The 25,351-nt window shown below is 47.8% G+C and carries 27 protein-coding genes, 1 tRNA gene and 1 pseudogene; 14 read left to right on the forward strand and 15 right to left on the reverse strand.

Going from position 1 to position 25,351, the window contains the following annotated elements:
- Window positions 1-267: 267 nt before the first annotated feature.
- The 3 genes from QUA62_RS26280 (at window position 268) to QUA62_RS26290 (ending at window position 4,136) form a co-directional block, all read left to right on the forward strand.
- The gene (locus tag QUA62_RS26280; protein ID WP_333407744.1) at window positions 268-843 is read left to right on the forward strand and encodes a Uma2 family endonuclease; all 576 of its coding nucleotides are present in this window, start codon (window positions 268-270) and stop codon (window positions 841-843) included.
- 165 nt (window positions 844-1,008) lie between these two features.
- The gene (locus tag QUA62_RS26285; RefSeq protein WP_333407727.1) at window positions 1,009-2,181 is read left to right on the forward strand and encodes an AI-2E family transporter; all 1,173 of its coding nucleotides are present in this window, start codon (window positions 1,009-1,011) and stop codon (window positions 2,179-2,181) included.
- Between the two features lie 779 nt (window positions 2,182-2,960).
- Window positions 2,961-4,136 (forward strand): homocysteine biosynthesis protein, encoded by a 1,176-nt coding sequence (locus tag QUA62_RS26290; RefSeq protein ID WP_333285628.1) that lies wholly within the window; start codon window positions 2,961-2,963, stop codon window positions 4,134-4,136.
- A 71-nt stretch (window positions 4,137-4,207) separates the two neighbouring features.
- Here QUA62_RS26290 and QUA62_RS26295 read toward each other — a convergent pair whose 3' ends face one another.
- A complete protein-coding gene (locus tag QUA62_RS26295; protein ID WP_333407728.1) occupies window positions 4,208-5,452 on the reverse strand; it encodes a hypothetical protein in 1,245 nt (414 codons plus the stop codon).
- A 582-nt stretch (window positions 5,453-6,034) separates the two neighbouring features.
- Between QUA62_RS26295 and QUA62_RS26300 the strand changes: the two genes are divergently transcribed.
- Window positions 6,035-6,961: a tetratricopeptide repeat protein gene (locus tag QUA62_RS26300; protein ID WP_333407729.1), complete on the forward strand. Its 927-nt coding sequence runs from the start codon at window positions 6,035-6,037 to the stop codon at window positions 6,959-6,961.
- A gap of 256 nt (window positions 6,962-7,217) precedes the next feature.
- A pseudogene (locus QUA62_RS26305) lies at window positions 7,218-7,394 on the forward strand (Uma2 family endonuclease); the annotation flags it as partial.
- A 164-nt stretch (window positions 7,395-7,558) separates the two neighbouring features.
- Here QUA62_RS26305 and QUA62_RS26310 read toward each other — a convergent pair.
- Window positions 7,559-9,286 carry a succinate dehydrogenase/fumarate reductase flavoprotein subunit gene (locus tag QUA62_RS26310; RefSeq protein ID WP_333407730.1) on the reverse strand — a complete coding sequence of 576 codons (1,728 nt, stop codon included), beginning with the start codon at window positions 9,284-9,286 and terminating at the stop codon, window positions 7,559-7,561.
- Between the two features lie 129 nt (window positions 9,287-9,415).
- On the reverse strand, window positions 9,416-9,730 hold the full coding sequence (locus QUA62_RS26315) for a hypothetical protein (RefSeq protein WP_006633212.1): 315 nt from the start codon (window positions 9,728-9,730) through the stop codon (window positions 9,416-9,418).
- Between the two features lie 418 nt (window positions 9,731-10,148).
- On the opposite strand from QUA62_RS26315, the gene QUA62_RS26320 reads away from it, so the two are divergent.
- Window positions 10,149-10,874 carry a lysophospholipid acyltransferase family protein gene (locus QUA62_RS26320; protein ID WP_333218390.1) on the forward strand — a complete coding sequence of 242 codons (726 nt, stop codon included), beginning with the start codon at window positions 10,149-10,151 and terminating at the stop codon, window positions 10,872-10,874.
- Window positions 10,875-10,973: 99 nt separating this feature from the next.
- Window positions 10,974-11,795 (forward strand): alpha/beta hydrolase, encoded by an 822-nt coding sequence (locus QUA62_RS26325; protein WP_333285638.1) that lies wholly within the window; start codon window positions 10,974-10,976, stop codon window positions 11,793-11,795.
- Between the two features lie 159 nt (window positions 11,796-11,954).
- On the opposite strand, the gene QUA62_RS26330 is transcribed toward QUA62_RS26325, so the two are convergent.
- The 8 genes from QUA62_RS26330 to nadA form a co-directional block, all read right to left on the reverse strand.
- On the reverse strand, window positions 11,955-12,671 hold the full coding sequence (locus QUA62_RS26330; RefSeq protein WP_333407731.1) for a DUF2996 domain-containing protein: 717 nt from the start codon (window positions 12,669-12,671) through the stop codon (window positions 11,955-11,957).
- Between the two features lie 187 nt (window positions 12,672-12,858).
- Complete coding sequence (locus tag QUA62_RS26335) at window positions 12,859-13,746, reverse strand: hypothetical protein (protein ID WP_333285642.1); 888 nt, start codon at window positions 13,744-13,746, stop codon at window positions 12,859-12,861.
- Between the two features lie 137 nt (window positions 13,747-13,883).
- A complete protein-coding gene (locus QUA62_RS26340) occupies window positions 13,884-14,438 on the reverse strand; it encodes a hypothetical protein (protein ID WP_006633217.1) in 555 nt (184 codons plus the stop codon).
- 337 nt (window positions 14,439-14,775) lie between these two features.
- Entirely contained in the window at window positions 14,776-14,892 is a 117-nt protein-coding gene (locus QUA62_RS26345; protein WP_006633218.1) for a photosystem I reaction center subunit VIII, read from the reverse strand.
- A gap of 57 nt (window positions 14,893-14,949) precedes the next feature.
- Entirely contained in the window at window positions 14,950-15,459 is a 510-nt protein-coding gene (locus QUA62_RS26350) for a photosystem I reaction center protein subunit XI (RefSeq protein ID WP_006633219.1), read from the reverse strand.
- Between the two features lie 114 nt (window positions 15,460-15,573).
- Entirely contained in the window at window positions 15,574-16,290 is a 717-nt protein-coding gene (locus tag QUA62_RS26355) for a TIGR04283 family arsenosugar biosynthesis glycosyltransferase (protein WP_333407732.1), read from the reverse strand.
- A gap of 407 nt (window positions 16,291-16,697) precedes the next feature.
- Entirely contained in the window at window positions 16,698-17,330 is a 633-nt protein-coding gene (locus tag QUA62_RS26360) for a TIGR04282 family arsenosugar biosynthesis glycosyltransferase (RefSeq protein WP_333407733.1), read from the reverse strand.
- Window positions 17,331-17,507: 177 nt separating this feature from the next.
- The gene (nadA, locus tag QUA62_RS26365; RefSeq protein WP_333407734.1) at window positions 17,508-18,476 is read right to left on the reverse strand and encodes a quinolinate synthase NadA; all 969 of its coding nucleotides are present in this window, start codon (window positions 18,474-18,476) and stop codon (window positions 17,508-17,510) included.
- 211 nt (window positions 18,477-18,687) lie between these two features.
- On the opposite strand from nadA, the gene QUA62_RS26370 reads away from it, so the two are divergent.
- Together QUA62_RS26370 and QUA62_RS26375 are read left to right on the forward strand one after the other, a co-directional pair.
- The gene (locus QUA62_RS26370) at window positions 18,688-19,605 is read left to right on the forward strand and encodes a TIGR04168 family protein (protein WP_333407735.1); all 918 of its coding nucleotides are present in this window, start codon (window positions 18,688-18,690) and stop codon (window positions 19,603-19,605) included.
- A gap of 34 nt (window positions 19,606-19,639) precedes the next feature.
- Window positions 19,640-19,724, forward strand: a tRNA-Ser gene (locus tag QUA62_RS26375).
- An 88-nt stretch (window positions 19,725-19,812) separates the two neighbouring features.
- Here the strand turns inward: QUA62_RS26375 and QUA62_RS26380 are convergent.
- Window positions 19,813-20,253, reverse strand: coding sequence for a translation initiation factor (locus tag QUA62_RS26380; protein ID WP_333218400.1), 441 nt, complete (start codon window positions 20,251-20,253; stop codon window positions 19,813-19,815).
- Window positions 20,254-20,361: 108 nt separating this feature from the next.
- Window positions 20,362-20,865 (reverse strand): hypothetical protein, encoded by a 504-nt coding sequence (locus QUA62_RS26385; protein ID WP_333218401.1) that lies wholly within the window; start codon window positions 20,863-20,865, stop codon window positions 20,362-20,364.
- Between the two features lie 282 nt (window positions 20,866-21,147).
- Between QUA62_RS26385 and QUA62_RS26390 the strand changes: the two genes are divergently transcribed.
- Window positions 21,148-21,330, forward strand: a complete 183-nt coding sequence (locus QUA62_RS26390) for a hypothetical protein (protein WP_333218402.1) — start codon at window positions 21,148-21,150, stop codon at window positions 21,328-21,330.
- Window positions 21,331-21,377: 47 nt separating this feature from the next.
- Entirely contained in the window at window positions 21,378-21,896 is a 519-nt protein-coding gene (locus tag QUA62_RS26395; protein ID WP_333407737.1) for a pentapeptide repeat-containing protein, read from the forward strand.
- A gap of 99 nt (window positions 21,897-21,995) precedes the next feature.
- Here the strand turns inward: QUA62_RS26395 and QUA62_RS26400 are convergent, their stop codons facing one another.
- Window positions 21,996-22,118 carry a hypothetical protein gene (locus QUA62_RS26400; protein WP_006633228.1) on the reverse strand — a complete coding sequence of 41 codons (123 nt, stop codon included), beginning with the start codon at window positions 22,116-22,118 and terminating at the stop codon, window positions 21,996-21,998.
- Between the two features lie 20 nt (window positions 22,119-22,138).
- On the opposite strand from QUA62_RS26400, the gene QUA62_RS26405 reads away from it, so the two are divergent.
- Together QUA62_RS26405 and QUA62_RS26410 are read left to right on the forward strand one after the other, a co-directional pair.
- A complete protein-coding gene (locus QUA62_RS26405) occupies window positions 22,139-22,750 on the forward strand; it encodes a DNA-3-methyladenine glycosylase (protein ID WP_333407739.1) in 612 nt (203 codons plus the stop codon).
- A gap of 49 nt (window positions 22,751-22,799) precedes the next feature.
- Window positions 22,800-23,099 carry a hypothetical protein gene (locus tag QUA62_RS26410; RefSeq protein WP_006633230.1) on the forward strand — a complete coding sequence of 100 codons (300 nt, stop codon included), beginning with the start codon at window positions 22,800-22,802 and terminating at the stop codon, window positions 23,097-23,099.
- 143 nt (window positions 23,100-23,242) lie between these two features.
- Here QUA62_RS26410 and QUA62_RS26415 read toward each other — a convergent pair whose 3' ends face one another.
- Window positions 23,243-24,739: a glycosyl hydrolase family 57 gene (locus QUA62_RS26415; protein WP_333407741.1), complete on the reverse strand. Its 1,497-nt coding sequence runs from the start codon at window positions 24,737-24,739 to the stop codon at window positions 23,243-23,245.
- A gap of 180 nt (window positions 24,740-24,919) precedes the next feature.
- Here QUA62_RS26415 and QUA62_RS26420 point away from each other — a divergent pair, with 180 nt between their 5' ends.
- The gene (locus tag QUA62_RS26420; RefSeq protein ID WP_333407743.1) at window positions 24,920-25,252 is read left to right on the forward strand and encodes a hypothetical protein; all 333 of its coding nucleotides are present in this window, start codon (window positions 24,920-24,922) and stop codon (window positions 25,250-25,252) included.
- Window positions 25,253-25,351 lie beyond the last annotated feature (99 nt).

Here is a 25,351-nt window from a genome sequence, read left to right on the forward strand (position 1 = left end):
CTTCATCGGGATTAACCTCCGTCCACTCTACTTATTCCTCTTTTACCATGATAACCATTAGTCTTTCAGCAACGCCAAGAATTCTATAGGTTAGGGCGATCGCGCCAACAGCAGCAGTAGAGGCACAATCAAAAAGTGCGATCGCTACTTGGTCTAAAGACTGTGTTTTTGCCCAAATCTTAATTTCCCGTACAGCTTATCAAAACCAATGTTGAGGCACTTACCATGATTCAAATCATACCTGAATTAGTAACATTCGATTAATTCATTGACGGGTATCCAGAGAATTCAGAACACCGCTACGAACTGCACAATGGAGAAATTCTTGAGATACCAAAAGCTACAGGCAAACATTCTACAGTGGCCGGTTTTAGCGCACGGAAAGTCGGAACTGAAATTGAGCGTCTTAACTTGCCCTACTTCATCCCCAAAGAATGCGTCATCAAACCCATGCGCCAGGAATCGGGGTATGAGCCAGATATCATTGTACTTAACGAGCAAGCCATTGGAAACGAGCCGCGATGGGAGAAATTATTAATTATCACAATGGGTTTATCAGTTCCCCTAATTGTAGAAGTAACTACCACTAATTGGGGTGATGATTATGCCCTAAAGCTTGAGGCATATGAGTCAATGGGTATTCAAGAATATTGGATTGTAGATTATCTAGGATTGGGTGGCAGACGGTTCATTGGCAACCCCAAGCAACCAACCTTTTCCGTTTACCAACTAATTGACGGGGAATACCCAGTCAAACTGTTCCGAAGGGGCGAGTGTATTGAGTCCCCAACTTTCCCAGAATTGAAGCTGACAGCGCAGCAGGTGTTTGCAAAAGGGAATTGAGGTGGCTGCTTATGCTAATGTCCGAGTAGGGGTATTCGATTAAAGATGCGATCGCGCGCATCTGCTGTATCTTGTATAGAGGCGATTCATCGCGTCTGGGGAGCAGAGCAATTAGCAAGCAGCCATTCCCAATACCCTATTCCTTAATCTAAAATCTAAAATCTAATGAAGCTAGGACAGTGGATGGGTTTATTAGCCCTCATCGCATCTTGTTACATCCTGTGGCAAATCAGGCAGGCCCTACTGCTGCTATTTGCCGCCGTCGTCTTAGCCACCGCCTTAAACAGGCTAGCACGCTACTTGCAAAAATTCGGACTCAAAAGATCGATCGCCGTACTCTTATCAGTCAGCTTCCTAGTCCTCATCTTCGTAGGATTATTCCTCATCATTGTACCACCCTTTGCCGAACAGTTTCAACAACTTACCCAAAGAGGCCCTCAAGGAATAGCAAAATTAAATGAGTGGATCGATCAGATTGAAAGTCGCTTTTCGGGACAAATTGGTCAGCGCCTACCGAATCTTGATATTAACGACATTATCCAACAACTGCAACCCCTATTCAATCAACTCGTCGGCGGTGCAGGAGCCTTTGTCGGCAACACCTTAGGCGTTATTCTCAGCTTTTTGCTAGTTATAGTTTTGACCTTGATGACATTAGCAGATCCTTTATCTTACCGCCAAGGATTTATTCAACTATTTCCCTCTTTTTATCGGCGGCGAATCGAGGGAATCTTAGATGAATGCGAAATAGCCCTCGGTCGATGGGTAATCGGTGCTTTAATTAGCATGAGCGTCATCACTTTTCTCAGCCTAATTGGTTTATCAGTATTGCAGGTTCCCCTAGCCCTAGCTCACGCTGTTTTAGCAGGCTTGCTGAACTTAATACCCAATATCGGACCCGGTTTGAGTGTCATTCCTCCAGTGACTATCGCACTTTTAGACTCTCCCTTAAAATCAGGTTTTGTGTTCATCCTCTACTTTCTAATTCAACAATTTGAAAGCAACCTCCTCACCCCTTACGTTATGGCGCAGCAAGTAGCGCTATTGCCCGCTGTTACCTTAATAGCTCAAGTATTCTTCGCCACCTTCTTTGGGTTTTTAGGACTATTGCTTGCCCTTCCTCTCACCGTTGTCGCTCAAGTTTGGGTTAGAGAAGTTTTAATTAAAGACATTCTCAACCAGTGGCAGACCAATCCCAGACACCTAGCAGCCATCGACACCGCTATTCACGAGGAGTACGAATCTATAGGAGTAACACATAGCAAGCCAGAAAGCCTGCCAGAACAAAAATTAGAAATCCCAAATAATACCGAAAGCCACACTCCTGAAAATCAATAATTGAAATCGATCCATGATGACTGTTGCACCCCTTGAGACTCCCAGTTTAAAAACTACTCAAAAAGTGGTTTTACCAAATATCAGTTAGCCAACTTATCCGACCTTATTGGTAGAATCTAGAGATCGCAGAGCCTCTAAATTTCCTTACAGTCGAGGAGTGCTAGAAATCATGATACCGTCCGAGTTGCACGAAAACATAAATTGCGTGCTAAAACGCATCGTTACCGCTTTAACTTAAGAGTTAGACTTAAGAGTTAAAGGATTTAGTTCGAGGAGTTGAAATTGCTCCGATTTACAACAAGGTGCAGAACAAGATTCATGTTTTTCTCTCCAAAATGTTGAGAGTAGTCTAGGTAAAAAAAATTGGAATTTCAAACGATGGGCCGCCCGCTTTAATCATTAAAGTCGATCTTACCAGTGTATCCTCGAATCGATTATCAATTTATCACCAGCTAGGAATTATTGAAAGTGGGCGATAGAGGGGAGGAACTGTCGAAATTTACCAACTTCAAAAACCCAGATATGTTTTTGGCGCATACAGTCTCGCATTTCCAATTATGCCTGCAACCTTGCTGAATCATCTAGTACAAATGCCAGAAACTCAGGACAATAATGCTCTTGTCCGGTATTGGCGGCAGTCGGTGAGGAAGCAATTGCAAACACAGAGTTTGTAGCTAATTTATAGCGAAGACCAATAAGGAGGTCGCTCGCCAACACTGCATTCGCTCGATCGACATTCCATCACACTAAAATCTAAATCTAAAATCTAAAATACTCTTATGAGATCGATCGACGAAATCAACGATAAAATCAGCCAGGGCAAAGCCACAGTCTGGACAATCGAAGAACTCAAAACTAGAGTTCAAGAAACCAGCATTACCCAAGCAGCCAAAGAAGTCGATGTGATTACCGCAGGCACCTTCGAGCCGATGGAATCCTCCGGTGCAATCATCAACCTCGGCCATACCGACCCGCCGATAAAAATCCGCCAGTGCTGGCTAGACGGCGTTTTAGCCTACTCCGGCTTCGGGGCAGTAGACCTGTACCTGGGAGCCACCCAAGTAGCCGAAGACGGCGAAGAATCCCGGGAACGGGGCGGCGGACACGTCATCGAAGACCTGATTGCCGGGAAACCCGTGCAGTTGCGAGCCTTGGGGCAGGTAACAGACTGTTACCCCCGCGCCTCCTTTGAAACCACGATTACCCGCGATACCATCAACCAGTTTTATTTATTCAATCCCCGCAACGCATATCAAAACTTTATTGTTGGCGTCAACGGGGGCGATCGCCCGCTGTTCACTTACCTCGGGCCCCTGCAACCAAACCTCGGCAACGCCGTCTACTCCAACCTTGGAGCCATGTCTCCCCTGCTCAACGACCCCGACCTCCAAATCATCGGCATCGGCACCCGCATCTTCCTAGGAGGCGCTCAGGGCTACATCACCTGGGAAGGGACCCAGCACTTCCCGCTGCAAAAACGCCAGCCCAACCGCACCCCCATCGGCCCGGCCGCCACCCTCGCACTCATCGGCGACGCCAAACAGATGAACTCGAAATGGGTGCGCGGCTGCTACTTCAAAAACTACGGCCCATCCCTGATGCTGGGAGTCGGCATCCCCTTTCCCGTCTTAAACGAAACCGTCGTCGCCAACTGTGCAGTATCCGACAAAAAAATAGTAGCGCCGGTGGTAGATTTCTCTATCCCCCGGCGCGTTCGTCCCACCTTCGGTTTAGTCAGCTATGCTCAATTAAAGACTGGTCGCATCCTGATAGAGGGCAAACCTGTGCGGGCCGCCCCCCTTGCGAGTATGTTTCTGTCCCGGCAAGTAGCATTGGAATTGAAGCAGCAAATTGAAGCGGGTCAATTTACCCTCACGGCCCCAGTTGCTCCCCTACCCACTGACAGAGTATTTCTCCCGCAAGATTTGTGGGGCGCCCAAGTCCGGCTCGAATAAAGGATTTTAGATTGGCGATTTAGCGGTTGTAAATTAGTCTTGGACACACTAATCTAAAATCTAAAATTGGTTCATTCCTCGATCGGTTTAGGCTTCTTAACCGGCTTAGGAAGAGGTTCCTTGGGGACAGGCGGTGCTGCTGCTGCTGCAGACTTGATGTTAGGACGGCCTACAGGAGCACCGTCACCGCGCGGCTTAGGAGTAAACGGACGCTTCCCTCCTCCTTTGAAGCCACCGGGCGGCTTGCTGCCAGGGGGGAATTTCCGCTTCTTAATCGGCAGGGCGCCAATATTATTGGCTTGCTCAATCATCAGACTGTCAGCTTTCAATTTGACGTGGAAATCCCAAAAAAACCCGATCGCTTTTGTTGCTAAATCTCCCTTGAGTTTCAGTTTAAAAAACTTCATCTTGTCGTCATTCTTGCGGGGAGCTTGCTTGATTTTGACGATGACATACTTTTCTTCGTCTTGGGATTGATAAATCACCTCACCTCTAATCGAAAAATAGCCATCTTCAACATCAGGTTCCGAGGGAGGCAAAGATGCGGTCGATGCTTCGCCGCTAGCCTCAATCTCCGCTGCTTCCTGATTTTCCTCATCAGAGGACGGTTCGGGAGGTTTCTTAAGCGTTTCCGGCTCCCAAACTCCCATAATCTGGGCGTGCAAGTTCCCGTCTTCTTGCCTGGTGCGGGGATAGACCACCCACAGGTGTTCTTGTTCCAGATCCAGGTGATTTTTGACTAAACTCATGACTCTACCCAGCAAAACTGCATCGATGGCAGTTCCGTCGGCAGCTATCAGCATACCCCGGGTGAATTGCTCTTCTGATTGCGTGTAGCGGCCCCGCACCAAACCAACAGCTCGGTACTGTCTGGGTTCGCTGGGGGGGGGGATGGGATGTTGGCGCATGACGGAGGGTATGTCCTCATCGGCCGGACTTTCGTTAGCGGGTGGCTCGGCGTTTGCGGCCGGTGCGACTGCTAGGGCTGGAGTATCGCTGACAGGTGTCGAAGACGCGGCAGGCGCGGGTGCAGGAGCATTGCTGGGCTGGTCTTGTGGCTTTGTTGTGTCCTTGTCGAGGGCAGAACTGTAGCGTGGTCGTTGCAGCCTATCCTTGGACGCTGGGGCGTCTGTTGGTGTTGCCGGTTGATTTTCGTCAACAGGTGCAGCCGACGCCGAAGGCACCGAACTTTCGTCTGGTGTCTCAGGAATGGCATCTGGATCATTAGGCGGATTGACGGCCTGTTCGCTGGGCTGAGCCTTGCGAGTTGAAGTAGATTTGGACGATTTGGAAGACCGGTTGGGAGAGGGGTTCATAAAAACTCCTTGCAGCGGAGACACATCCCTTAAGGGAAATTAGGAATAAACTGAAGAAACTGCTTTAAAAACTACTAGCACCAGACTTGGGGCTTGCGCCCGCAGGTCTGGTTGTGACCCGTCAACGCCAACTTTCAACGCTACGAGTGCCGATCGGTTCGCTGGCTGCTAAAATCCTTGCGATCAAGGACTTTGGCAGTTGCTGACCGATCGATCCTGCGATCGCGCTGAGCTGGAGTTGCTGGCTAATAGCATTTAGGATATTCAGCTTGCCTATTTTACTTAATCCAATTACCTAACGGCCTGATCCGCCATATTTTCGGTAATTTTTAGCTTGACCAGACTAAATTGGACAGACACCGCAGTCCTTGGGGCTGCGGGTCTGAGTGTCCAAAATTGTTTAGCTAGCATGGAGTTGTGGGTCTGTTACCATATTAGCTGCAAGTAAAAGGCTGCTTTGTCCGTTCGGACTTTGAAGTTAAGAACTTTTATGGTTGCATGGATCTAGTTAAATGGCAGATGCTCCCGGGCAATGCCTTAATTCTTAGAAAATAGTACATTTTAAGCTGGGATAGTTGAATTATGGAAAAAGCAAATAAGCGTCGTGGGTTGATTACTGTGGTGGTGGTGCTGTCGCTCATCGCTTTTTTGGGATTTTCTCTTGTGCCAATTTTAGACAGTATTCTCAAGGCCAGCCAAGCGCAAAGTCGGTCAACTCCAACACCTACTCAGACGGCGCAGTCTGGGGAGAAGCAATCAGAGTTGCTGCAAGCTCAGGCTAGGGGGTACGAATTGGTTTTGCAGCGGGAACCTGACAACGTAACGGCTTTGCGGGGATTGTTGCAGGTGCGGCTGGAGTTGATCGGCCAAGGAGTGGGCGACATTAAGGATGCGATCGCTCCTTTGGAAAAGTTGGCTTCGCTGAATCCTGAGACTACTGAATACGGAATTTTGCTGGCTCAGGCTAAGGAACGCACGGGCGATCGCGAAGGGGCTGCTCAAGCTTACAGGTCAATTTTAGCGTCTAAGCCTGGGGAAATTAAGGCTTTGCAGGGGTTGGTGAATTTGCTGCTGGTACAGCAGCGGCCCGAAGCTGCGATCGGATTGCTGCAAGATACGCTGAAGGCTGCTCCGGCTGCAAATCTGGCGAAACCGGAAAGTGTTGATGTAACTTCAGTGCAGTTGATTTTGGGACAGGTTTATGCTGTGCAGAAGCGCTACGAGGAGGCGATCGCAATTTACGACGAATCTGCTAAGGCTAATCCCAAAGATTTTCGCCCCACTTTAGGAAAGGCGATCGTGCTGAAGGAACAGGGCAAAACAGATGAGTCAAAAACGCTGTTCGATCGAGCTACTGAGTTAGCTCCTCCTAACTATAAAGACCAAATTAATCAGTTAGCTAGTGGCACTCCTTCGCCTTCTCCTGCGGCTACGACGACTCCCGAATCGGCTGCTTCTCCCGAACCGGCTGCTTCTCCTAGTCCTGAAGGTGCGCTACCGAAACCTTAAGGAAAGTTTTTAGTGAAAGAGTTCGAGTGGTCAGTGAAAAATTATTAAGTGAAATACTTAATAATTTAAACTCAAAACTACTCGCTTTCTTCTTAATTACGCAGGGCTTAGGAAAAGAACTCCGGTTTCTACGATAAATCTTGGTTGAACGACGACAGATACATGAAGAAACCTCGTTTCTAAGCCCTCGCGGCCAGCGTCCTGGTACCGACTACCAATTACTAATTACCCATTATGTAAGACCTCGGAGGGAATTATGACTACTAGCGTTAACCGCGTTGTTCTACCTCCGGCTTTTCCAGACCACACTCAATTACCCGACTCCGACGGTACTTTAGTAAAAAATTTTCACGAGCATCCGCAAAGTTTAATTTTAACTGATTCGATCCGGCAAATTTTGCAGCAGCGGCATCCAGACGGACAATATGCGATCGACTGATTTCCGTGATTCTAGGCTGTGGCGATCGGCAATAAACCTAGTTTATTGCCGATCACCTGTTAACAGAAGAAGATTTAACGATCGCCCGCTACGCAATTTCAAACGTTTGAGGGATTTCTTCACAACCTTAACAGGGCTGGCATCGCCCACCCTACCACTTAATACTTCCGCTCCTGCGGCTCAAACATCGTAATCGCCACCGACATATAAGCCAAATCAATTCCTGCAGGCGAATAATACGCCATTGTATGCTTCAAGAAATTGCTGTCATCGCGCTCAGTAAAATCTTCCCGCGAATGAGCTCCCCGACTTTCCTGCCGGTTCAAAGCAGAAGTTAAAATCATTTTCCCGACAATAATCAAACTCCGCAACTCCAAAGCTTCCACAATTTCCGTATTCCACAACTTGCCTTTATCGTCCAAGTAAACCTCCTCATATTGTCGCTCTAAATCCTCCAATTTCTTTAAACCTTCCTGCATCAATTCGGCGCTACGAAATACGCCACAATACTCAGTCATAGTATCTTGATACTGCTGTCGCACTTGATTGATTCGGTATTTTCCGGGACGTTCTAAAAGTGCCTGAATTTGCTCTTTTGCTTCCGTAATATAACGCTGTTCGTCTACTGTCGGTAACTTGCGATTTTGTACAAATTGTGCTATGGTTGCGCCAGTAACTTTGCCATAAACTACGCATTCCAACAGCGAATTGCTGCCCAAACGGTTGGCGCCGTGAACCGACACGCAAGCTGCTTCGCCCGCTGCAAAGAAACCCTCTACCAAACTGTCAGGACTGCTGCGAACTTGCCCACTAACATTAGTAGGAATTCCCCCCATTGAATAGTGAACGGTAGGGCGGACGGGCATCGGCTGATTTACGGCATCAATTCCTAACAAACGGTGGGCTTCTTCCCAAGCAAAAGGAATTTTGCTCATGATTTTTTCGCGTCCCATGTGCCGTAAATCCAGATAGATAAAGGGGCCGCCTGCACTACCATCAACATTAATTCCTCGACCGGCGCGAATTTCTATGGAAATTGACCGCGAGGTGATATCTCTGGGCGCTAATTCCATCCGCGAGGGGGCATAATTGGCCATAAATCGATCACCCTCTGAATTAATCAAATAAGCGCCTTCGCCCCGCACAGCCTCGGAAATCAACACTCCCACGGGATACAAACCCGTCGGGTGAAACTGTACGAATTCCATATCTTCCAGCGGCAATCCAGCTAAAGCCGTCATCGCCAAACCGTCTCCCGTCGAGGCATAATCGTTCGACGTGGTATTGTAAACTCGGCCGTAACCGCCCGTAGCAAACATCACCGCCTTAGCACGGACAACCTCAATTTGACCGTCTAGAAGGCGGTACATAACTACCCCCTTGGCTTGACCTTCTTCCAAAATCAGGCGCGTGACATACCACTCCTGATAGATGTGAACCCCGTAACGGCGCAGATTGTTGACTAATTCGTGGAGGATGGCGTGACCGGTTTTGTCGGCGGCGTAGCAGGTGCGGCGGTGGGAATGTCCGCCGAAAGCGCGCTGGGCAATTCTGCCGTCTGGGAGGCGGGAGAAGAGGACTCCCATGTGTTCTAAATCTATGATTACACCGGGTGCTTCCCGGGTGAGGATTTCTACCGCGTCTTGGTCGGCTAAATAGTCTGAACCTTTTACTGTGTCGAAAGCGTGGGCTTTCCAACTGTCTTCGGGATCGACATTTTGCAGGCTGGAGGCCATGCCACCTTGGGCTGCGACGGAGTGCGATCGAATCGGGTGAGTTTTGGCGACGACAGCTACCTTTAAACTCGGGTCAGTCCGGGCAATTTCTACTGCGGCGCGGCAACCTGCTAAACCGCCGCCTACAATGATTACGTCGTGTTCTAGCATTTTTTTGAATTATTTTGAGTGTTCTGCTCAACTTATCGTGACGCAAAAAAAAACTTCCTACCACAAGAGCAGGAAGTTTTTTAACTTTTGATTTGAATGGAAAATCAAAAGTTAAAATTTCAAATTGGACTAGCCGGCGCTTTCGGCAGGATTCTGAAGCGACTGATTTCCCGTTGCAGAAGGTTGAGGTTCCGTACCGGGTTCTACGGCAAGCACTTCAATGTTATTTAGCAGAGTTGTAACGAAAGCAAACAGCAAGAAGGGCAGAGACAGCACTAAAATCAAGCCGACGGTAGCCAAGGCGAAGATTTGGCGGGCGCTACTCCACAAGGCGAGTGCCGACGCTAGACTTAGGAAGATGACTATCAGCCAAACAATGATTTGACCGTAAATGTCGCCAAAGGTGAGGGTACATTTAAGGCGATAGTTTTGGATGTTATTCATTTGATGCCTCGCGAGATTGCTATTACGACTTGTCCAAAAATACTTTGACAGTGCGTTAATGCCCACTGTAAATTTCTAAGTTTAGCTGCCACAACTTGGTTTTGGGGCTGTTTTAAACATTCTTTATATAAGTTGCCACAACACTTGATAAATTTTTGCTTCTGAGGGGGGATTTCTGCAGAAACACTTGGCGATCGCACTCCGAGGCCTAGAAACCGGGTTTTTTAGGGTTTTGGCGGATCCACTAGAAGTAAACGGGCGAAAAAACCAAGGTGATTGCCACCGGTGCGTCCAGGATTACCCAACGAAGGTCTAAGGGGAAAGTCTACTTTTTGAGAGAGCCCCCACTTGGTAAAGTAATGTTAAGCTGCATGGCAATGGAATCAACCTTTATAGTGTCCCACCTGTCTTTTGGCCCATGTTTTCAGAGAGCAAATTGCTGATTTCGCGCTGTTTCCTGGCTGGTTTGGGAACGCAGATGTTTATGTACCGCGAAGACCGGATTCCCCAAGAGAGCCCGGTGCTGGTGGTCAGCAATCACCGCAGTTTCTTAGATCCTGTGCTGCTGACGGCGGCTTTGGGTCGATCGATCCGCTTTGCTTGTCATCATTACATGGGTCAAGTTCCGGTGATGAGAGAAATTGTCACGACTTTCGGCGCTTTCCCCTTGGAAGCACCGGAGCACCGACAGCAGCATTTTTTCTCTCAAGCGACAGCGCTGCTGCAAAGCGGGGAGATGGTGGGGGTGTTTCCAGAGGGTGCAGAACCGATGGTGAAGGTGACTGGGCCCAATACTGTGGGGAAGTTTCAGCGGGGATTTGCTCATTTGGCTTTGCGGGCGCCGGTGCGGGATTTGGCGGTTTTGCCGGTGGCCATTAGTTCTTTTGAGGAACACTCGGTACGATCGGGTGTACCGCTCAAGTTGTTGAGTTTTTTTGATCCTTCGGAACCACTGTTCGATCGCTCTGGGTGGCATCCTGTGATAATTTATCAGCGAGTTAATGTTTTAATCGGCCAGCCTTACTGGATTACTGTAGAGAGACAGCAGCAATATCAAGGCAAAAAAGCCAAAGCAGTTGTGGCTGAACTCACAGACCACTGTCAGGGCGAAATTGCAGAATTACTCCAACGAGGTTGTTTGTAAGTTTGTTGACTGTTGACTGTTGACTGTTGACTATTGGCTGGTGTCAGATTTCCAATCTAAAATCTAAAATCTAAAATCTAAAATCGATTGACTTGAATCATGGCAAATGCTAACAATAAGGTTCGTTTCCTAACCCCCAAACCCCCGAAACCCGATCGCCCTTTATTTGTATTTTTGCCCGGTATGGACGGGGGCGGTTTGCTGCTGCGATCCCAAATTCCTAAATTAGCCAATCATTTCGACATTCGTTGCTTAACTTTACCTGCGGACGATAGGCCTAGTTGGGATGTACTGGTTGGGGAAACAATTGCCTTAATTGAAGCCGAAAAGCAAGCCGGAAAGCCGAAGCGGCCGGTTTATCTGTGCGGCGAGTCATTTGGGGGGTGTTTAGCGATGAAAGTGATGTTAGAAGCTCCCCAATTGTGCGATCGATTAATCTTAGTCAATCCAGCTTCTTCGTTTCGACAGCAGCCTTGGGTGCAGTGGGGCTCGTACCTGACTCAGTGGCTGCCGGCAAACCTTTATCCGCTCTCGGTAATCGGTTTATTGCCGATATTAGCATCATTAGGAAAGATTGGGCGCGACGATCGCCGCGCTTTGCTAGAAGCGATGCAAGCGGTACCGCAAAACACGTCTGTGTGGAGATTGGCGTTAGTGCGATCGTTTAATGTTGACGAAAATCAGTTGCGTGGCATCAAACAGCCGACGCTAGTAATTGCTAGCGGTGCCGATCGGCTGCTGCCTTCCCTAGTAGAAGCGAAGCTTTTAGTCAAGGTAATTCCCAATGCTGAAATGGTGCTGCTGGCTAACAGCGGTCATGCTTGTTTGTTAGAAACAGATGTTAACCTTTACGGGATAATGCAAGCTCGCAATTTTTTGACCAAATCCGAAGAAAATCTGTCCTTAGTCAATAGTCATTAGTCATTAGTCATTAGCTATGACTTCTCACTTCTGAGTCAGTCAGGGCCAAATTAGAGATTGGGCGAGGCGTAAAGTTTATATTAAAATTAACCCGCCCTGACACTCATTATTAAGTGTCCGAAGACCAGCCACTAAGGACTAATAACTAATGACTACTGACTAATTAAGATTTAGCCATTTTTGAGCGTTAAGCCGCTGGACTACGCCAAACACCATGAGGTCTAGTGTTACCTTGCGCTCATCTATCAAAAAAGGCTCTAAAGTGCTAGTTTTGGTATTATTGTCAGCGCAGGAAAACGCCCTTTGACTTTGAATATTTTCTTGAGGAAAATATAGGTTAAATTGGCGCTGACCTTCTTGGAATTTCCCAATTACCTGCCAGCAATCCCCGGCGGAACTCATGCCCGCAACTGGGAGTTTTTGCTTTGCCAAACTCACCTCTAAATCCTTAACGCCCTGCTTAGTCAAAGCAGTTTGCAAAGCGGGCAAATAATCTTGTTGAATAAATTCCGCAAAGGGCTTGTCTTCAACAGCAGGTGCTTTTTCCTTTTTAGCTTTAGCTGGGGGCTTGTCGCCTTCGGCCTTGGCTGCGGGCTTTTTAGCAGCCGCCTGGGGCTTGTCAGTGCTGGGTAAGTCGGTTGTCTCGGGTTCGTCGGAACTCGGGGCGTTCTCGATCGCAGCACTGGGAGTTTCGGATTCGCCAGCGGTAGGATTTTTCGGTTCTTTCTTGGCTGCGGGTTTTTTAGCAGTCGGCTGAGGCTTGTCAGTGCTGGGAAAGTCGCTTGTCTCGGGTTCGTCGGAACTCGGGGCGTTCTCGATCGAAGCACTGGGAGTTTCCGATTCTCCAGCGGTAGGGTTTTGCGGTTCTTCTGGCATTAACGCTTCCTTTTAAAAGTGATCGGTAAAAGGAGTTGTGAGTGCAGGTGGGGGCGATCGACTTTTGCGATCGCGCACACTGCTTATCGAAAACCAACCGAGAGAGAATTGCTCTTTCCAAAAAATTTGAACTCAAAACACTCTCAGAGGGCGATCGCCTGCCAATATCACAACTCCTTTGGTTATTCTAAATCTCAGCGACAGCTCGTTCAATCAAACGGCGGGCGAGAGTTTGAACACCAGTGTGTTCGTAGTAGTTGGTAGTCATATCGAGGAATGCGCCCACGTAGTCCACCTTGTCAGCAGAAATTTCTACAAAATTCTGCAAGTTGCCGAGTACGTTTTGGGGAGTTAAACCTCGATCGCTCACAAAAGAGCTCATCCAGCCAGAAACCGAGTTAAAGCTTTCGCCGATAAAGCCGAGTTGGCCTGCGGGAGAGCCCCCAGGAATCATGCCGCCGATGGCATTAAATGACGGATTGGACTGCAAATCGTTAGGAGAGAGCTTTTGAATCCAAGACTGAGTTGCCATGATAAAGTCTGGCCCCAAAGGAATCAAACCGTCAAAACAAACCAAAGCAGCCATCCGCATCAGGGATTCGCCGCCGTAGTCACCCAAGGATGCGGCAAAATCGCCGATGCTGTCGCCGGGAATGCCGTTGATTTGGCAAAACGCCAGCAACTCAGTGACTAACTTCAAAGAAAGGTCGATCGTTTGAGCTTTTTCTGCCTTGGGAGTGATATTGCCGAGGAACGACAAAAACGAGACATTTTCCGCAACCTTATTAGCGAGGGCGGCAGTGCCCAAAGCCTTGTCGGCGTTGTCAATAGTTTGGTAGAGCCAGAGAGCGCGCTGGTAGCCCTCTGATTTATCGTTGAAGAGGTAGATAGCGCGCTCGCCGATTTGCTGAATCAGTTCTTCGTCAGTTTCGCCAGTAACGGTGCGAATTGTATTTTCAAAGCCAACTAAATTGTTCCACTCGCCGGGAACCACAAAGTCAAGCGCTCGCAGGGCTTTGACAGTCATGTTGTCTTGAGGCAGTTGATCGACTAATTCAAAGACTGTTTTGCTCACAAAAAACTCCTTATGCTGGAACGAAAATCAAAGGTATTACTTTTGGCAGATTGCAAAACTTCACAGTCTCATTGTGGCAGACTTAGTGGTGATAGCGCCAGACTTGAGTCGGGCGCGGAGTTTGACAAAAGAGATTGCTACTTGAGGCGGGCGAGGCCGCCCAGGTTAAATTTTGACAGCCAAGCTTCCCTATCGCTAGCGGTAAAAGAGGTAGTGCGGGATTGAACTTTCACCTGATAGCGATTTGCCACTAAAACAGCGGTACCATTAGCACCCTGATTAACGGCGGGATAGCCACTGATTTGCTTGGTACTTTGCTTAAATTTTGCACCTGCGTTGGGGTTGCCGGCGATGTCGTTAATCGAGAGAACCGCGACATTTTTACCGCCTTTGTTCAGCTTAGCTTCAGCAAAACCGGATTTTTCTTGAGCAAAAACCCGATCGAATCCACCGCCAGAAGAGGGGAAATATTTATTTAACTTACCGCCTGCAACTGCCTTCTTGGGCAGGTTTTGATTACTAGCACTTGATTTGTCAGCAGTTGTCTGCTTGGCTTTAGCAGGTTTTTGGGTGCTTTCCTGCTGGGCTTTGTCCCAGCGGGATTCGGTTTGGGTTTGACCGCAGGCGGTCACTAACAGCAATACCGAGATCAGGAATGGAGCTAAGATGCGGCGTGCGGGGGAAAATTGCATCGCTGTCTCCTCATTAGTAGGTTTCCATAACAATTGTGGCTTAGAATTTGGCAATTTGTGTGCTCTGATCGGATGATTTGTCTTCTTTGCAAAAAAATCCTCTGCCTGCCGACAGAGGATTTTTTTGCAATTAGGAGTTTTGAAGGAAGAAAACTGAAAGATTGCTCCACAGATAAATTCTGGGGATGGGGGTAAAGAAACTAAGTTTTCGGATAGCCAGCTATCTCAAAACAATTTTTGCTGATTTTCCCTAGATTTATCTAGAAATTTCAGAGCAATTGTTCGTCAATTGTCTTACTTCGGCTTTCCAACTTAGGTCTTACTTTAGAGGTAAGGCTCAGGCGTCGCTTTCAATGTAGATAAACAACAAACCCATTACCACAACCGGCATCAGCCAGGTGATTAGCGGAATCATGATCCAAGGCAAGAAAGAAGCAGCGTAGGAACCTGTCATATCAAATTCTCCAAACTAAAGTTAGTGTGTTCCAACAGGGATATTTGGGAGTCGAGTCTAATTATTGACTAAACCCCGGAAAATGGCATCGAGGCCATTAAAGTTTTCGAGTAAGAAGTAGGCAAGAAAGACGCCGCCCATCCCGCCAATGAAGAAACCAGCGGTATACTGGCTCCACCCTTCAGAATTTCTGAGGGCATCGGGGGTCATGGGATTAGCGCTAGGGTAGCTGGTGTTGTCTTGTTTGAAAGAGACTAAACCGTAAAGAGACAGACCTATTGTGCCAAGCAGAACTAAGACGAGGGCTGTATATAATCCGCCGAGATTAGCTGCTTCTCCATAATCCCGCAGGGGTCCGAAGACGATTTGGGGCCCGATGAGGAAATAACCGTGTGCCAAACCGATTTCTAGACCTCGAACTAGGGGCGAGAGTCCTTTGCGGTAGATGGGCAAGTTCCCAAGGTATGCTTTTGTGAAATCAGAAGCACTGATGGGGGTGGCTAGATGACCCGTGAAGGGGTCGCCGTTAAAGGGTTTAATAAGCTCTGCATCTCTGGGATCGGGCATATTCTGTTTGTCCTCGCAGTTTAATAAAGTTGAGGCGTTCAAGTCATATTTTACGCAGGGAGGTGTTTCCTATTTGCATAATTGGCAGCAAGCTTTAGAAAAGTTCACTATTCTTTAGTTTTTGGAAGAATTTTTCTTTTGCCTCTTATACCAGAAAGCGAGTCGATCGGGCGACACTCCTAGGAAATAAGCGATGATTACTATTTGATTAATGGCGGTAGTTTTGATGACCCCAAGCTGCTGCCAGCGACGGGCGGAGGTCAGCACTGGCTGGGGTACTATTTCAATGCGGCCTTGTTTTTTCAATTGGCGCACGAATTCAAAGTCTTCCATGAGGGGCAAGTCGGGAAAACCGCCGAGTTTGTCAAAGGTAACTGCGTGGAGGAAAATAGCTTGGTCGCCGTAGGGCATTTCCAAAAAGTTCGATCGCCAGTTTACCCCTGTTTCTACCAGCCGGAGGCTGAGCCTGCTGGCGTCAATCTTGAGTTCAAAGGCCCCCGCCACTGCAGACGGGTTAGCTAGTGCCCGACGCGCGCTATCGTCGTACCCAGGGGGCAAAAGAGTGTCTGCGTGGAGAAACAGCAGGATATCTCCAGTAGCAGCAGCAGCACCTGCATTCATTTGGGTGGCGCGGCCTGGGGCGGTGGAGATAACTCGCACGCCCAAAGATTTTGCTATATCTGCTGTACCGTCGCTGCTGCCGCCGTCGGCGACAATTATTTCGACATTTTTAGCCTCAAGGGCGGTGGAGATGACTGGGGCAATTGTAGATGCTTCGTTTAAGACTGGAATGATAATCGAAATTTTGAGATTGGGATTTTCTGGCGACATACAGAATTAAGCACCCCGTGAGAGAGAGGGGTTTTGTACCAAGCTTATCTGTTATTTGGCCAATTTCTTACGCCGGGATCGCCCCTACATTTGGCCTTAAGATGGGAGGGCGAGTTTTGTACAAAACAGAGCTGTTAGTTGCTAATTTTTTACGCCGGGCCCGCGCCTACATTGGGCTTTAATCTGCCAGAGCGGGTTTCGTACAAAGGAGAGCTGTTAGTTGCTCATTTATTTGCTAATTTTTGGCTTTTTCTCGCGCCTGGGACTATTGTCCCAAGCGCTGTCTAACCACTACTGATATTCAGCATTTGGTTAGACAAATACACTTACTATATTATGGCTTTCTGGTTTAATAATCAAGTATTTTTCTCAAATTATATATGAGAATTCCTAATAAGTGAGAAACATTAAATAGACTTTAGTTCTTTCAATATATTAATATCTAAACCGAGGAGGTCTTCTGGTAGATCGATATCTGCAAGAGTGGGAAGATAAGCAATATTGAGGTCTAGCTTTTGCGCGATCGCCCGCGTACAAGCAAATACTTGACTCGTTCCCCAGTGAATGCCAGCGAACAATTCCGGTATCGATCGCCGCAACCCTATCAGATAATAACCTCCGTCTTGGGCGGGGCCCAAAACTAAATCATGCTGGCTCAGTTTCTCAAAAGCTTGTGCCATGATTTCTGCTTTCAAATCAGGACAATCTGTACCGATTATTGCAGTTTTTTCCACCCCTGAATTAAAAGATTTTTCAAACGCTGCTGTCATTCTTGCGCCCAAATCTCCGTCTATTTGATTTTGACAAATAATATCACTTCCCAACCAGTCTTGCATCAGTTGTTCGCTGCCGCCGGCTCGGTGAATTTCTACCGATAATCGGCGGGATTTTTCGAGAGAGAGAGCGCAGGCGATCGTCCGTTGGGCCATCAAGCGGTGAAGGTTGGCAGCGCCTGTTTTTCCCAGCACCGGAATAAGTCGAGTTTTGGTTGTTCCCGGTTCGGGATAGCGGGTGAAAACAATCAGTTTTTCGGACATCATTTATAGTTGTTCATGAGTTTTACAGGCAGAAACCCCAGAGGCGCATAGCAAGAGAAGAGAAGGAGCGGACAACTGATTCACAGATTGCCGATCGATGTTGGTGGGTTAGGCAATGACTTAATTGAATCACCGCGCCCAACCCACCACACAATAAATTTACTTAAAAATAGCCAGCGGTTAGCTCATTTCTAGCATTCGCTCGATCGGCTGCAAGGCTGCTAGTTGAATATCTAGCGGCATGGTAATTTCGGGGGTTTGATTTTTTAGGGAGAGATACAATTTTTCCAAGGTATTTAATCTCATGTGCGGGCATTCGTTGCAAGCACAGTTATTATTGGTTGAAGGAGCGGGAATGAATCGTTTGTGCGGAGCTTGCTTTTCCATTTGGTGAATGATTCCCGGTTCAGTCGCGACAATAAAAGCTTGGCTGGAACTAGCTTGAGAATATTTGAGCAAAGCAGTGGTGGAGCCGATGTAATTAGCGTGGCGCAGCACGGGAGGTTCGCATTCTGGGTGGGCAATTATTTCGGCTTCGGGATTTTCGATTTTGAGTTGAACTATCTTTTTTTCTGAGAAGTTTTCGTGGACGATGCAGGCTCCTTGCCAAATCTCCATGTTTCTACCGGTTTGTTCCATGACGTAGCGCCCGAGATTGCGATCTGGTCCAAAAATTATCGGCTGATCTTCTGGAATTTGGTTGACAATTTTAACAGCGTTAGAACTGGTGCAAATTATATCGCTCATTGCCTTAATTGCGGCGCTACAATTAATGTAGGAAATTACTAAATGTCCTGGGCGAGCGGCTTTGAAAGCTGCAAAGGCTTCGGGAGGGCAACTGTCGGCGAGGGAACACCCAGCATTCAAGTCTGGCAACAATACTAATTTGTCGGGATTGAGAATTTTTGCGGTTTCAGCCATGAAATGAACTCCGGCAAAAACTATGACATCGGCGCTGGTGTTGGCGGCTTTGCGGGCAAGTTCTAGGGAGTCGCCAATGAAGTCTGCGATGTCTTGAATCTCGGAGTCTTGGTAATAGTGGGCGAGAATGACGGCGTTCAACTCTTGTTTGAGGGCGTTAATGGCTGCAAACAAGTCGTTGGGCAGTCGGGTTTGAGTAAAGTTCGGAGCAGGTGCGGTGGTAAACACAGTTAGAATATTCCGGGGAAGGTGGCGAAGACAGCTAAAGTGTATTTTGAATTATAGTTGAATTCACCAAAAACTGCTGGCTGTTCAGTCGAGCCCATCTAAAATCTCAAATCTAAAATCCAAAATATGCTGCGGGAGAGTGCAAAAATTGGTCGCTGTTTCTTATGCTGAGTAAGAAGGGGCTAGGGATCGATCGCACATAACAAATGAAATGAATAAAGCTAAATCTATCAAAATTGCGGTGGTGGGGGACGTTCACGATCGCTGGGAACCGGAAGACGGCGAGGCCCTGAAGCATATGGGCGTTGATTTGGTGCTGTTTGTGGGGGATTTTGGCAATGAGTCGGTGGAGGTGGTGCGGGCGATCGCCCAATTGGACATTCCGAAAGCAGCGGTGTTTGGGAACCACGACGCTTGGTACACGGCGACAGAGTGGGGCCGCAGTCAGTGCCCTTACGATCGCACTCAAGAAAATTGGGTAAAACAGCAGTTAGATTTAATGGGAGAAGCTCACGTCGGTTACCGGAAGCGTGATTTTCCCGAATTGGGCGTAACTGTGGTGGGAAGCCGCCCGTTTACTTGGGGGGGATCGGAGTGGAAGTACGGGGATTTTTACTCGGAGTGGTTTGGGGTAGAGAGTTTTGAAGAATCAGCGCGACGCATTGCAGAAGCGGCGGCGGAGGCGCACTGCGAAAATGTGATTTTTTTGGGTCACACGGGCCCGACGGGGTTGGGAGAGGCTCCTGAAGACCCCTGCGGGCGAGATTGGAAGCCGCTGGGAGGGGATTGGGGCGACCCGGATTTTGCGGAGGCGATCGCTCGAACTCGTACCACAGGAAAGCACATACCGCTGGTAACTTTTGGTCATATGCACCACAAACTGCGGCACACGAAGCACGAGTTGCGGAAGTCGCTGGAGGTGAGTGCGGAGGGTACGGTGTATTTGAATGCAGCCAGCGTACCGCGAATTGTGGAGAGAGAGTGCTCGAAACTGCGGAATTTCTCGATCGTCCTGCTGGAAAATGGAGCAGTGTCCGAAGTGTCTCTGGTTTGGCTGGGGGCAGATTTCGCGGTGGCCTTAGAACAAATTCTTTATCGGGGCGGTGAATCTGCGGCTATTTGTAGTTAGAGACAATTGCTGGTATGATAAAATGAATGCGCCCGGAGAGGTGGCAGAGTGGTCGAATGCGCCTGACTTGAAATCAGGTGAACCGCAAGGTTCCGTGGGTTCAAATCCCACCCTCTCCGTTTTTGAGAACTAGCAAAAAGAACTGGCAAAAAAAACACCCCCGTAGGGGTGCTGTTGCTTACCAGGTAATTTTTCTAGGCAACTGAGTTAACTAAAGCCTTCTTCATCCGCCGGGTCGCCGTAGGGATCTTCGCTCGCGGGGACGACATTGCCGAACATTCCAGCATCCGCTACGTAGTCTGCAGGGTCGCCGTAGGGGTCTTCGCTGGCCGGAGTCACGTTGCCGAACTGTGCGTAGTCGGTACCGGCGTCGTCTGCGGGGTCGCCGTAGGGGTCTTGGCTGGCCGGGGTCAGGTTGCCGTACTCTCCGTACTCAGCCGGGTCGCCGTAGGGGTCTTGGCTGGCTGGAGTCACGTTGCCGTACTCTCCGTACTCAGCCGGGTCGCCGTAGGGGTCTTGGCTGGCTGGAGTCACGTTGCCGTACTCTCCGGGATTTGAGGCATCTTCGTAATAGCCGTCAGGATCGACTTGCTCGCCGTCTGGTCCGACGATCGCATCTTTTAACTTCCGCAAAAACCCGTCTACCATGATAAAGTTCCTCTTTTTTATGTGTTGAAAAACGACTGTTTTAGATTGGGAATCCCAGATTTAATGGAAACTCACGGAACCTGCAATCTAAAATCTCAAATGCTTAGACTACTGTGCGGGAACAGGACTTGTAGCTTCCGGCAAGGTAGTAAGGTCTCGACCGGTATTTTGGTTGTTGTACCCCTGGAATTCGCGGTAACGCGCTGCCTCGGACTCCGGAACTTTAATTCCTTCAGGCGGGGGCGTTACCCAGACCGCGCGATTCTGGGCATCGCGGTAGTAAACGCGACCGTTTTTGGAAAGGTAATGTTTTCCCTGCGGCCCCTTTTCTTGTTTATTTTTGTACTGATTGTAGATGTAGTAAAGGGCGGCTGCTCCTGCTAAAGTAATCCCTACTTTTTGAGCATTGTTCAGTCCTTTTTTTGCTTGTGGCGAAGGAGTGGAGGCACGATTAGTTTGCACTCCTCCAGCGCGAGTGTTGTCAACAGGAGGCGGGGGAGCGGAATTTTGCTCGCTAGAACCGCAAGCACTCACAAAGGGAAAGGTCAGCAGCGTTGTCAGCAGCAGAGCCATGAAGCGCGATCTTTTGGGTTCGGGTTTGATTGTGTTCATTGCCGCTCCGAATTGTCGGGATTACAGGTAGGGTGTGTTCTGGCGAGGTTGAGGAACCTGAGCTGCTGCCAACAGTTTTTAGAGTAAATTAATTTCTCAAAGCAATTTTGACAAAAGTAGTTGCTGAGAACTTAACAGCGCAGGTACGGTATTGCCTTTGTATTCAATCATCCTCAAGTCTCTCGAAAATTAGCTCATTCCAGGGATATAAATAAAGTTTCTTTTATTTCAGTCTGGAGGTATATGCAAATGCGCGCCTTCGGGTAAGAATAAATTCTGTTTGTGGACTGCTCACAGCAAAGTGAAGCAGACGGACGGGGGGAGTCCGAAACTCAAAGCAGCACGGGCGAGGGAAAAAAGGCGGGATGTATAAGTCCGGCGGTGTTTAATTGCGCCGGAGTGCTTGACTCAGATGCCGACAATTTTGTTGGGGAAATTCTGGAGAGGTCGATCGCACTATTGTAGAAATCTATTAACCGCGATAGAAAGCCCCCGAAGCTTTTCGGATATTTATGAAATTAAAGAATTTCTTTACTGCTGGATTGTCCATCGCAGTTGTATTTACTGCGGTAAAATATCTAACTTTTTCAAATCAACAAAACCAAGTCAAGGAATTGCTGCAAACCAAACAGTGTCCCGAATGCAATTTCAGCAATGCCAACCTAAAAGGATTAGACTTGCAAGGAGTCAACTTGCAGGGAGCTAATCTAGAAGGTGCTAACTTATCAGGAGCCAAGTTGACCAATGCCAACCTCAAAAATGCCAACTTAAATAGAGCCAACCTCACGGGAGCTGATTTGGGCTGTGCCGGCATCACATTCAACCTTGAGGCTAATGAAAAAAAAGCAAATATGGATTTTAATGTCACCGCTGTTCCAGAACAGAATAACCCAGAAAATGCAGTAGTTGGTTTCAATATGAAAGCAACGGATCGAGGACCGACCATGCGTTTCAACCTCATGGGATGCGCTGACTTCTCGAATGCTAGCTTGCAAGAAGCTAAAATGCCAGATGGCACAATTCATCCTTAGTAAGGCCAGCAAATACTGTTTATATCTATTAAATCGGAAGAAAACCGCCGCCTGACAAACAGGCAGCGGTTTTTTAAGAAATGAACTGCACGCCTAAAATTAGTGAGCAGAACCGTTGCCGTGATACTTGTCAGTATCGTAGAATCCGTTTTTTGTGCCGAAGAACAGACAGCAAACCGTGAAAACTGCTGTCAAGACTGCTAAAACTAACTTAACGTCCATAATTTACCTGCTGTTGTTGAGTGAGTGCAAATACTCAGATTGTAGAATCTTTTTGGCTGGCGCGGCCATCTACCAGCGTAGCGCCAGATTTGCTGGGCTGTACTCTTGTGCGGCAGTTTCCGGACGGCGAGACGATTCGGGGAATTATTGTCGAAACCGAAGCTTACGGCCCAGGAGACCCGGCTTGTCATGCTTACCGACAGCGAACTTCTCGCAATGAGGTGATGTTCGGGCCTGCGGGTATGAGCTACGTTTACTTAATCTACGGGATGTATCACTGTTTTAACGTGGTGACGGATGCAGAGGGAGTTGCTAGTGCTGTGCTGGTTCGAGCTTTGCAGCTAGATGCGGTTCCCCAACAATTCGCTGGAATTCCCGATAAGAAGCGATCGCGCCTCGCCGCCGGGCCTGGGAAACTGTGTAAGGTACTGGAAATCGATCGAACTTTAAGCGGTTTTCCCTTGGGTGCAGGCCAACCGCTGCGGCTGGAACACCGGAGCGAGAACTTTCAGCAAGCTGTGGAGGAGGGTACAATAAATTTTGTGCAAACTACGCGGATCGGGATTTCTCAAGGAATTGATTTGCCTTGGCGGTGGTATGTAGGGAACTCTACGGCTGTGTCACAACTCTAGTAATGTCAAAGGTATCAGTGTAATTTTTGTCGCTTATCTCAGTGAAATTATGGCTTACTCTTCTGAAAATCCGATCGTACAACTCAAAAAATGCCTAAGCCTGGTTCAGGATGTTAGCACTCACACCGAAGCCAACCGGGCCTTCGAGCAATTGTGCGGGATTATCGATGCTGAAAACCCAATGGCTGCGCAACTTTTGGAGATGTTGTGGGAAGAAGCAATTATGGCGAGGCGATCGGCTTTATTTTGGCAACAAATGAGCGATGTTGAGAAAGATATGGCTAATAGAATGATGGAAAATATGACGCAGATGCGGCAAAACTATTTGCGGCTGATGCAGGAAATGTAGACAGTAATTGGTAAGTCTGTGTTTGTAGTGAGGACTTTAGTCCTCTCTTTATCAATAAAGTTTTCTAGATGTAGGGTGCGTCAGCGCCGATATTTGACGCTGCTGAAACAGTTAGTTTCCGGGGCACCCTACAATAAATTCTGCTACTTCATTAAAGCAGCGCCGCGGTTGTAAAGTTCGCGCGCGTAATCAGTCCAAGTTCCCTGTCCCCAATACCGGAAACAGCTTGTTTGTAGCAGCAAGTTGTAAAGCAAAGCTTGCTGGTATTCAAACTGCTTGGTAACTGAAGCATCTTGCTGCAACAGCGGGTCGTATTTTTTGTGAAATGCAGCGCTGAGTAGATTCATCGGTTCCAAGACATTTTCGTAACCTTTCACCCAACTCAAATCGTTAGTCCAAGAAGCACCATCCATGTGAAAATTATGGTCGGTTTGCTTGAGTTGGGCGATCGCACTTTCGACCTTTTCCGGTGTTGCACTATCTGGATCGACTAGGTGCCAGATTTTGTGCTGGTTAATTCCCTGACAAACAGGATAATCATCAGGATTAACGCCCGCCGCTTCAATTATCTCCAAATATTCAGTTCCGTTTAAACCGACAACACCGGATTTTCCGCCGCCTTGTTCGCGGTTTTCGTGCCAAGCTTTGACAAAAGCGCTGGGAAATTCATTCATCATCACGCCGCCATTTTCGCCGTCGGCAATCTGAGTGACTAAAGAAGGAATTGTAATATTGCCAATTTGCTGTTTATTGCGTCCTTTCGCTTCGTAATACGGCTGCATTTGACCCACCAATTTCGTATCCGAACCTTGGGTTTTAATCAAAGCCGTGATGCTGATTGTTTCGCCGTGAGAATTGCGGGCCACTAAACGGTTGGGAATATATTTTTGGTCTTGCGACAATCCCGAACCGTCAGGATTTTCTACAGAATGTTCCTGCACCATCAGCCAGCGGTAGCCGCATTCTTTCAAAGCTTTGATGTATTCGTACAGTGTATCTGGGTGATTTGGAAAGTGCATTTCTGGGGGCGAAAAACCTTTAACGCGCTTCAGGGCATCCAAGCCAAAAATGGCGGCAAAATGATGTTGCCACGCTTGAATTTGAAGTTTTATATCGGGAATGGGAGTTGAGGGAATGACGGCGTGACTCCACATTGTCCCCAGCCATTCTACGTGAGGTTGATATTGAGGATCGCAGGTAATCCGCTTGAGATTATCAAAAATATCGTCCCGCCCCATTTGGCGCAATCCCCACAACAAATTGCCCGAATAGTCGAGCATAATTCGCGGGTTGCAGCCTTCAGCAATCAGTTGTGGGATGAATTCCCCCATGCGAGAATAGCACCAAGCAAACACTCCCGCATTGTGGTTATCTCCTTGGTTGGGATGTTCAAACATATTCTGGAGATTGCTGATCAGTTCGCCGTTTGCACCTGCAGGAATTGTCGGTTGGTGCATATGGAGGGCGCAGGCGAATCCGGCTTGAATGTTTTCGAGGCGCAGATTTGTGGCAGGTAGAAAGACAGGTTCGTTGCTATTGGCTGCGGCACTGATTTCTGCTTCGGAGCCGCAAATATTGGGCAATCCTGAGTTGATTTCTTGTAAAATCGGTAAATTGGGAGATTGTGCGATCGCAGGCATAAATTTTTCTCAACAATTGTGGAGGGGCGTTGTCTGCTATTGCTAAGATAGCTAGATACTTTAACAGTAGCAGAGGAAGTCTGCAAAAGATAAATTTCACAAGATAAGTCCGGGAGCGTGGAAGCCCAAAATCACGGATCCAATGTTTAACACATTTCAAGTAAATAAGCGAGGTAAATTATGAAATACGAAATCAAGGTTTTGGAACCAACGGATTTGTGGTACATCCAAAATAACATCAATCCTGAAACCAATAAGTTTTACCATCCTACTAAGAAGATTCCGTTGGTTCAGCAAGTAGAAATTAACTTAAAAAATTCGGGATTTATCATTCAAAAAGGTGCGCTGCATTGGTGTATGGGTAAATTAACTTCCGGTGTTTATAAAACGGATAACCGTTTGAAAGATATGTGGGTATCTTTGACAACGGAAATGGACTACAATGCTCCCGTATATCAAGGGACTGGTACGGTGAAACTGGAACCGAGACAAAAAGGCCATTTCCTGCATTAAGTAGGTAGGCGGTAAAAAACCTATCTATGTAACAAAACATTAAGTTACCTAATTGGAGTTAAACTTAAGACGTTGTGTAGTGTAATTCCCCCTTTGTCC

Origin of the sequence: Microcoleus sp. MON1_C1, from assembly GCF_036701945.1 — a bacterium.
In the GTDB taxonomy this organism is placed as follows: domain Bacteria; phylum Cyanobacteriota; class Cyanobacteriia; order Cyanobacteriales; family Microcoleaceae; genus Microcoleus.